Genomic DNA, 8,798 nt, shown 5'->3' with positions numbered 1-8,798 from the left:
GAAAATACATCAATTTTGATAAGTAGAAATGGTAAAAACATTGTATAGCATTTTACACAGGAGTCTGGACTTGACTTTTGTTCATATTGTTAAACACGGTAGATTGTACTAATATAAAGCTAATGTTTAAAATCGGAGGCTACTATGAGTAAACAACGCATAAGTTTAAAGTATTTTTTTAGTAATATTCTCAATGCTGTAGGGGCTGGAGTTGTCATTGCTTTATTGCCAAATGCATTGTTGGGAGAATTTTTAAAATTATTTATGGATCATCATCCATTACTTCAATTAGTATTCCATTTAGTGATTATTATTCAATCATTTATGTCATTTATTATCGGTGTTTTAGCAGCACATCAATTTAAGTTTAATGGTGCAGGCTCATGTATGGTTGGTGTGGCGGCTATGCTTGGATCTGGAGCGGTACAATTCACCTCTAAAGGTATTGCATTAAAGGGCATCGGTGATATTATTAATATTATTTTAGTTGTCATTATAGCGTGTGCACTATATATATTTTTGCAAGGGAAATTAGGATCACTTGAAATGATTATATTACCAGTCTTAATTCCTGTTGCAAGTGGTTTAATTGGACTTTTAACATTACCTTATGTACAAACTATAACTAAAGGTCTTGGTCATATGGTAAATTCATTTACAGCTTTGAATCCACTCATTATGTCAATTTTGATAAGTGTAACGTTCTCATTATTGATGGTTACACCGATTTCATTAGTTGCTATTGCCACAGCTATAAGCTTAACTGGTTTAGGAAGTGGTGCAGCCAATATGGGAATTGTAGCTGCTTGTGTTACTTTCATATTTGGATCAATACGAGTTAATTCAATGGGTGTTAATATTGTATTACTCATTGGTGCTGCAAAAATGATGATACCTGTATATTTAAAGCATTTAATCATTGCGGTTCCACTAACTTTAAATGGTATCGTATCAGGAATATTAGCATACGCTATTGGAATTAAAGGTACACCTTTATCTGCTGGATTTGGATACACAGGTTTAGTTGGACCAATCAATGCTTTTAATAGAATGTCTGGTGATGCAACAATGAATATTATTTTGCTTATTTTTGGTTACTTGGTAATTCCATTTGTGAGTGCATTTATTATTCATGAAATATGCAAAAAATTAATTCCTAGTTATCATGATGGCATTTATAAGTTTGAAATACCTAAGCAATAAAGCTTATTTAAGAGCCAGGAATATATATAATATTTAAGTTATAATACAAATTCGCAGTAGGTGACTGAAGTGTTAAGACATTAAAAATGTGTGTTTCAGTATAGTCATCCTTGCGTGTTGACAATAAAAAATTTTATAAAGACATTCTACAAGCTAAGCAAGCTGGGAGTTGGACAATGAATTTAAAAGAATTCTGTCTAACTCTTTTTTTTAAATACACTATTGTATATTAATACGTTTATATGTATAATAATGAATTAATTAAAGGAGGTTGCTTATGAAAATAATTACTAAAGTACTAACTATAGCAATCTTAATTAGTTTGACATTGATATACATACAACCAATGGTATTAGCTGATGAAGATGCAACTTGGAATAAAATTAAAGAAAGAGGTGAATTAAGAGTAGGACTATCAGCCGATTATGCACCACTGGAATTTGAAAAAACAAAAAATGGTAAGACAGAATATGTGGGTGTAGATATTGAATTAGCTAAAAAAATTGCAAAAGATAATCATTTAAAATTAAAAATTATTAATATGCAATTTGATAGTCTACTTGGCGCTTTAAAAACTGGAAAAATAGACATTATTATATCTGGTATGACGTCTACACCTGAAAGGAAAAAAGAAGTAGATTTTTCAGAACCATACATGGAAACAGGTAATGTAATGTTAATTAGAGAAAATAATAGTGATGCATTCCATACGTTAAATGATTTTAAAAATAAAAGAATAGGCGCTCAAAAAGGCAGTGAGCAAGAAAAAATTGCGCAGCAAGAAATAGAAAATGCACAATTAAGTTCACTTAATCGTTTACCAGATGCAATTTTAGCTTTGAAAAGTAAAAAAATTGATGGATTAGTTATTGAAAAGCCAGTAGCTGAAGCCTACGCTAAGCAAAATAAAGATTTAAAAATTGCCAATGTTTCATTTAATGAGGAGAAAAAACCTACAGTCATTGCTTTACCTAAAGACTCACCTATTTTATTACAACATCTAAATGAGTCAATCAAAAATGTTAAAGATCAAAATTTAATCAATAAATATATGAATATAGCTTCAGAACAAATGGTTGACGATGGTAGTTTTATTCAAAAGTATGGTACTTTCTTCGTTAAAGGATTGCAAAATACTGTACTTATCTCTTTAATCGGTGTAATTTGTGGAGCGATTATTGGATCATTTATTGCACTTGCAAAACTTAGTAAATTTAAAATTCTTTCATGGCCAGCGTCAATTTACATCGCATTTTTGAGAGGAACACCAATGTTAGTGCAAGTGTTTATAGTCTTTTTTGGAACAACTGCACTCTTAGGGTTAGATATTTCTGCACTTATTTGTGGAACGATTGCATTAGTCATAAACTCTTCTGCCTATATTGCAGAAATAATAAGAGCTGGAATTAATGCCGTTGATAAAGGTCAAACTGAAGCTGCGCAATGCTTAGGTTTAAATTATTCAAAAACAATGATTCATATTGTATTACCTCAAGCATTTAAAAATATATTACCAGCTTTAGGAAACGAATTTGTAACTTTAATAAAAGAATCATCTATTATATCTACAATTGGTGTTGGTGAAATTATGTTCAACGCTCAAGTTGTACAAGGTATATCATTTGATCCTTTCACACCATTAATCATAGCTGCATGTATGTACTTTATATTAACTTTCTCATTATCAAGCGTTATGAGTTTAATTGAAGGGAGAATGAAAGCAAGTGATTAAAATAGAAAATTTAACTAAAAAATTTGATAAAAATGAAGTACTTAAAGATATTAATTTGGAAATAAATATAGGTGAAGTTTTAGCCATCATCGGACCATCTGGAAGTGGTAAAAGTACGCTGCTAAGATGTATAAATTTGTTAGAGACACCAACTAGCGGAAAGGTTATTTTTGAGGGAACTGAACTGACCCATCAGAATAATAATTTAAATAAATTACGTCAAAAGATGGGAATGGTATTCCAAAATTTTAATTTATTTCCACATAAAACAGTCTTGGATAACATCGTTTTGGCACCTAAGTTACTAAATATGAACGATTTAAATCAATTGAAACAAGAGGCACTTGCATTACTTAAAAAAGTGGGACTTGAAGATAAAGCTGATGTTTATCCTTCACAATTATCCGGCGGGCAAAAGCAAAGAGTTGCGATAGCTAGGGCATTGGCTATGCATCCAGAGATCATATTATTTGATGAACCTACATCTGCATTAGATCCCGAAGTTGTATACGATGTGCTCAATGTCATGAAAGATCTAGCTAAAGAGGGTATGACAATGGTTGTTGTGACTCATGAAATGGGATTTGCGAGAGATGTAAGTGATAAAGTTATTTTTATGGCTGATGGATACGTTGTAGAAGAAGGTTCACCTCAACAACTATTTCAGTCACCGAAGCATAAAAGAACACAAAACTTTTTATCTAGAGTACTATAGAAATAATAATGACTGATTAAGGAGTCTGAGACATATACGTTTCAGACTCCTATTAAAATGTAAAGATACTTAAATAGTCCATAAATAATTAACGATTTCTTTAAGAGGATTGTGTTAAAATGTCATATGTATCATTTTTAAGGAGGCAAATGTATTGGATTATAATTGGCTTAAAGAAGAAATTATCGATTATGCATATTCAATAGGCATAGATAGCATTGGTTTTACTACAGCTGATCCATTTGATGAACTTAAAAAGAAATTAGAAGATTATCACGCAAAAGGCTATGCTTCAGGGTTTGAAGAATCAGATATTGCATTACGAACTGAGCCAAAATTAAGTTTGCCTACTGCACGTTCAATTATAGCAATAGCTGTTGGATATCCGAATAAACTTAAAGGTGCACCTAAAAGTGTTAGAGGTGATCGTCGCGGGATGTTTGCACGCGCTTCTTGGGGACAAGATTATCACTCAATTATGCGAAAGCGTTTAGATAAACTTGCGGATTTTATACAATCTAAAGTGCCCGAAGTAGAAATACAGAGTATGGTTGATACTGGCGTGTTATCCGATAGGGCAGTTGCAGAGCGAGCTGGACTTGGATTTGCAGGTCGAAATGGATTTATTATTAACCCCGATTTAGGTACCTGGACTTACTTAGGAGAAATGTTAGTGAGTATACCATTTGAGCCAGATGATCCAATTCTTGATAGCTGTGGTGACTGTACGATATGCGTTGATAGGTGTCCTACGGGAGCACTTGTTGGAAACGGTCAATTAAACGCTCAAAAGTGTATTAGCTTTTTAACACAAACGAAAGGATACCTACAAGATGAATATAGATTTAAAATAGGTAATCGTTTATATGGATGTGATACATGTCAACAAGTTTGTCCTAAAAATAAAGGAATAAACACGACACATGATGATATTATACTAGAACCTGAGATATTGAAACCACGATTAGTACCATTATTACAAATGAGCAATAAAGAATTCAAACAAACTTATGGTCATTTAGCAGGTGCTTGGCGTGGAAAAAAACCAATTCAACGTAACGCTATTATTGCATTAGCACACTTTAATGAAGTTGCCGCTATACCTGAACTTAAAGAAGTAGCATTAAATGATCCAAGGCCAATGATTAGGGGAACTGCGTACTGGGCAATTGGCCAAATTCTAGGAGAAGAAGCACGTGAATTCATAGACGAAAACTATGAACATGAACTTGAAGAAGTTCAAAATGAAATGATAAAAGGATTAGAAATGAGGAAACTTTAAATGACAAATCATATTGTTTTATTTCAACCAGAAATTCCTGCTAATACAGGTAATATCGCTCGTACTTGTGCAGGGACAAATACACATTTGCATTTGATTAAACCATTAGGGTTTAGTACGGATGATAAAATGTTAAAACGAGCTGGTCTTGATTATTGGGAACACGTTAATATTACCTATCATGAAAGTGTTGAAGACTTCTTTGATATTACAAATGGTGAATATTATTTATTAACTAAATTTGGTAAACAAACTTATAGCGATTTTAATTTCGCTAAAGAGAATACAGATTATTATTTTATATTTGGTAGGGAAACAACTGGATTACCTGATTGGGTTAAAGAGAAATACGCGGATACAGCATTAAGAATTCCTATGAGTGAGAATATTAGATCATTGAATTTATCTAATACAGCAGCATTGTTAATCTATGAAGCGTTACGACAACAAAACTTTCCTGGTTTATCGTAAACGTTAATTCGAAAGTTGAAATTCAATGCATCTTTTTATTAAAAAATGTTATATTTATTAGTGATTTAATATAACATTTTTAAAATAGTTTGATTTAATGTCTACAAGGGTATTCTAATAAATAATACGTTATTTATAAGACATTGATGAACTAAGAGGAGTGTAAAGACAATGGCAATGAACTTTAAAGTATTTAATGATGTAGAACACGTAGCTGAATACACAGCAGATATCATTAGAAAGCAATTTAATAACAATCCTACAACGATTGCTGGCATTCATTTAACTAAAGATGCGGCACCAGTATTAGATGAACTAAAGAAAGATGTTGATCATCATGCAGTCGATTTTAGTCAAATAAATATTTTGGATTATGATGATAATCGTTCATATTATGAGGCGTTAGGCGTACCTGCTAGCCAAATTTATCCAATTAATTTTGATGATGATGCGGAGTCTTTAATTGATGATAAAATCAAAACGAAAGAGAATAAAGGAAAATTAATTCTACAAGTTACATCTATTGATGAAGCGGGTAGTTTAAATGTAAACGTAAGACAAGGTTTATTAAAATCACGTGAAGTTGTATTAGTTGTGACTGGTGCAAATAAACGTGAAGTTGTTAAAAAACTTTATGAAGAAAATGGTAAATCAAGCTTTGAACCTTCTGATCTTAAAGCACATAGAATGGTAACAGTAGTGTTAGATAGAGCGGCTGCTGAAGTTCTACCTGAAGATGTTAAAGAATATTTCACTGCTAGATTTGCTTAAATTTAAAAGTGAGGTTTGACAAATGACTGAAAATAAAGATTCGGAACTAAATTATCGTGAAGAAGAAAATGCGATGGTGCAAGATTTAGATGATTTAAAAACCTTAGGCAAAGAGATGGAACAAATTTCTGAAGAAAATGATGAGGACAAATTAAATCAATCGCATGAATAGATGATAGCTTTAAAACGAATACTTTTGATTCATATAAACTTGAGACCTTTAAAGATGTCTCGAGTTTATTTTTTTAGGAAACAAGCATACTAAGTAAATGTAAATTTTTACTAGTTTAATGGCTGAATACAATTTAATGCATTATGAAATATGGTAAAATATACTTCAATCATTAAATATAAGGAGAGCGTAAAATGTTACATAAATATTGGCTTCCACTAACGATTGCCACTATTTTGATTAGTTTACTTTCAATTAAAGGATTCCCAATCGCATTTGGTGCACTTTATCTACCTATATTGTTTAAAATTATTAAATTGCAATTAAACTTATCCAACGGTTTAATTGAAAATATAAGTGCGCAACCTTTCATCAAAAGTAATCAAACAGGTGTATTCATAAGTGTGTTATGTTGTATTTTAATAACTGGTATTTTAATGTATTCATTAAATGATTTTTATGCACAACTCACGGGATTTATAGGCTTTCTAATTCAATTAAGTCCTTTTACATTGATCATTAGTGTGGTGTTATATATTTTAAGCGCTTTAGCAGTTATTAAAGCAGTTAAAGTTAAATATGATTATAGCGAGCATGAATAAGGTTACTTCGGTGAAGAATAATTGAATAGTATATCAAAAATAACGATTAGAATAATGCATCCATATTCTAACCGTTATTTTTATTTTGAGCTTGAATTTAATTTTTTGAAACCGCTTTAATAATGCGTTGCCCCTTTAATTTAAATAATGCTATACTATGGTTAAATAATTGTATAAGGGGAGATTTTCGCATGTCAGTAAGAATTGAACACGATACATTCGGAGAAATTGAAGTACCTGAAGATAAATATTGGGGTGCTCAAACGGAGAGAAGTAAACGAAACTTTCCAGTAGGTAAAGAACGTATGCCAATTGAAGTGGTTTATGGATTTGCCCAATTAAAAAGAGGTGCAGCATTAGCCAATCATGAATTAGGAAAATTAAGTGATGCTAAAAAAGATGCCATCGTTTACGCTTGTGATTTAATCTTAAAAGGGGAATTAGATGAACATTTCCCACTTGTTGTTTGGCAAACAGGAAGCGGTACTCAAAGTAATATGAACGTTAATGAAGTTGTTAGCTTTGTAGCAAATAAATATTTAAAAGAGCAAGGTATTGACGAATCAATTCATCCTAATGATGATGTGAATAAATCTCAAAGTTCAAATGATACATTCCCAACAGCAATGCATGTTGCGTTATATCATGAAGTTGAAACAAAACTTGAACCCGCTTTAAAACATCTTCGTGATACTTTTAAAGAAAAAGAGGATAAGTATCAATCAATTATTAAGATTGGTAGAACACATTTACAAGATGCGACACCAATTAAATTAGGACAAGAAATCAGTGGCTGGCGTTATATGTTAGATAAATGTGAAGAATTACTAGCAGAATCAAAAAAACATATCTTAAGCTTAGCTATCGGTGGAACTGCTGTTGGTACAGGTATTAATGCGCATCCAGAATTTGGTAATAAGGTTGCTAAATTTATCTCAGATAATACTGGATATAACTTTGTATCATCTGACAATAAATTCCATGCATTGACATCACATGATGAAGTTGTTCAATTACATGGTACGTTAAAAGCGTTAGCAGCAGACTTGATGAAAATCGCAAATGATATTAGATGGTTAGCGTCTGGTCCGAGAGCGGGACTTGCAGAAATTTCAATTCCTGAAAATGAACCAGGATCATCAATTATGCCTGGTAAAGTAAATCCGACACAATGCGAAATGCTTACAATGGTTGCAGTTCAAGTTATGGGCAATGATACAACAGTAGGTATTGCAAGCTCACAAGGTAACTTTGAACTGAATGTATTTAAACCAGTGATACTTCATAACACATTACAGTCAATCTATTTACTAGCTGATGGTATGCAAACATTCAATGATAACTGTGCGGTAGGCATTGAACCAATTGAAGAAAATATTAATAATTATTTAAATCAATCATTAATGTTAGTAACTGCTTTAAATCCTCATATTGGTTATGAAAAAGCTGCTCAAATTGCTAAAAAAGCACATAAAGAAGGATTAACTTTAAAAGAATCTGCTATCCAATCTGGACATGTTACAGAAGAACAATTTAAGGAATGGATTAAACCTGAAGATATGGTAGATCCACATTAATTAAAACGCATAAAATAAATAAGGGAGTAACTGTCGACTGATATTGACAGTTACTCTCATTGTATAAAGAAGGGAGTGGGACAGAATTCTTTTAAATTCGTCCACTCCCAGCTTACTTTGCTTGTAGAATTTCTTGATGAAATTCTCTTTGTTGGGGCCCCCCGCCCGCAAGGATGACTAGAACTGAGAATAGCTTGATTTAAGCGCCTTCTCAGTTCAGTCAGCTACTGCGAATTTGCAAAATAGCATGATTATATTATTTATGTCCCACTC

Annotated in this window: 9 protein-coding genes; all 9 read left to right on the top strand. The window is 32.0% G+C overall.

The features are described from left to right. Positions 1–144 precede the first annotated feature (144 nt). Positions 145–1,203 carry a PTS sugar transporter subunit IIC gene (locus KA858_RS08530; RefSeq protein ID WP_210135446.1) on the top strand — a complete coding sequence of 353 codons (1,059 nt, stop codon included), beginning with the start codon at positions 145–147 and terminating at the stop codon, positions 1,201–1,203. Between the two features lie 277 nt (positions 1,204–1,480). Then, the gene (locus KA858_RS08525; RefSeq protein ID WP_210135445.1) at positions 1,481–2,935 is read left to right on the top strand and encodes an ABC transporter substrate-binding protein/permease; all 1,455 of its coding nucleotides are present in this window, start codon (positions 1,481–1,483) and stop codon (positions 2,933–2,935) included. Then, positions 2,928–3,650 carry an amino acid ABC transporter ATP-binding protein gene (locus tag KA858_RS08520; RefSeq protein WP_210135444.1) on the top strand — a complete coding sequence of 241 codons (723 nt, stop codon included), beginning with the start codon at positions 2,928–2,930 and terminating at the stop codon, positions 3,648–3,650. Before KA858_RS08525 ends, KA858_RS08520 begins: the two co-directional genes overlap by 8 nt. 154 nt (positions 3,651–3,804) lie before the next feature. Next, entirely contained in the window at positions 3,805–4,932 is a 1,128-nt protein-coding gene (queG, locus tag KA858_RS08515) for a tRNA epoxyqueuosine(34) reductase QueG (RefSeq protein ID WP_210135443.1), read from the top strand. Beyond that, on the top strand, positions 4,933–5,403 hold the full coding sequence (gene trmL / locus KA858_RS08510) for a tRNA (uridine(34)/cytosine(34)/5-carboxymethylaminomethyluridine(34)-2'-O)-methyltransferase TrmL (protein WP_210135442.1): 471 nt from the start codon (positions 4,933–4,935) through the stop codon (positions 5,401–5,403). A gap of 171 nt (positions 5,404–5,574) precedes the next feature. Further along, positions 5,575–6,174, top strand: coding sequence for a 6-phosphogluconolactonase (locus KA858_RS08505; protein WP_210135441.1), 600 nt, complete (start codon positions 5,575–5,577; stop codon positions 6,172–6,174). Positions 6,175–6,196: 22 nt separating this feature from the next. Next, positions 6,197–6,346 carry an SAS053 family DNA gyrase inhibitor gene (locus KA858_RS08500; RefSeq protein WP_142237138.1) on the top strand — a complete coding sequence of 50 codons (150 nt, stop codon included), beginning with the start codon at positions 6,197–6,199 and terminating at the stop codon, positions 6,344–6,346. A gap of 194 nt (positions 6,347–6,540) precedes the next feature. Continuing rightward, positions 6,541–6,948: a hypothetical protein gene (locus KA858_RS08495; protein WP_210135440.1), complete on the top strand. Its 408-nt coding sequence runs from the start codon at positions 6,541–6,543 to the stop codon at positions 6,946–6,948. Positions 6,949–7,139: 191 nt separating this feature from the next. Continuing rightward, on the top strand, positions 7,140–8,525 hold the full coding sequence (gene fumC / locus KA858_RS08490) for a class II fumarate hydratase (protein ID WP_210135439.1): 1,386 nt from the start codon (positions 7,140–7,142) through the stop codon (positions 8,523–8,525). The last annotated feature ends 273 nt before the right edge of the window (positions 8,526–8,798 follow it).

The organism is Staphylococcus sp. GDX8P80P, from assembly GCF_017893095.1.
Lineage (GTDB): Bacteria > Bacillota > Bacilli > Staphylococcales > Staphylococcaceae > Staphylococcus > Staphylococcus borealis.
Note: the sequence above shows the minus strand (reverse complement) of the source record. Positions and strands in the feature narration are given on the sequence as shown.

Excerpts from the sequence above, each read along its gene's own strand:
- KA858_RS08500 (WP_142237138.1), top strand. The coding sequence starts at position 6,197 with ATGACTGAAAATAAAGATTCGGAACTAAATTATCGTGAAGAAGAAAAT.
- fumC (WP_210135439.1), top strand. The coding sequence starts at position 7,140 with ATGTCAGTAAGAATTGAACACGATACATTCGGAGAAATTGAAGTACCT.
- trmL (WP_210135442.1), top strand. The coding sequence starts at position 4,933 with ATGACAAATCATATTGTTTTATTTCAACCAGAAATTCCTGCTAATACA.
- KA858_RS08495 (WP_210135440.1), top strand. The coding sequence starts at position 6,541 with ATGTTACATAAATATTGGCTTCCACTAACGATTGCCACTATTTTGATT.
- KA858_RS08525 (WP_210135445.1), top strand. The coding sequence starts at position 1,481 with ATGAAAATAATTACTAAAGTACTAACTATAGCAATCTTAATTAGTTTG.
- KA858_RS08505 (WP_210135441.1), top strand. The coding sequence starts at position 5,575 with ATGGCAATGAACTTTAAAGTATTTAATGATGTAGAACACGTAGCTGAA.
- KA858_RS08530 (WP_210135446.1), top strand. The coding sequence starts at position 145 with ATGAGTAAACAACGCATAAGTTTAAAGTATTTTTTTAGTAATATTCTC.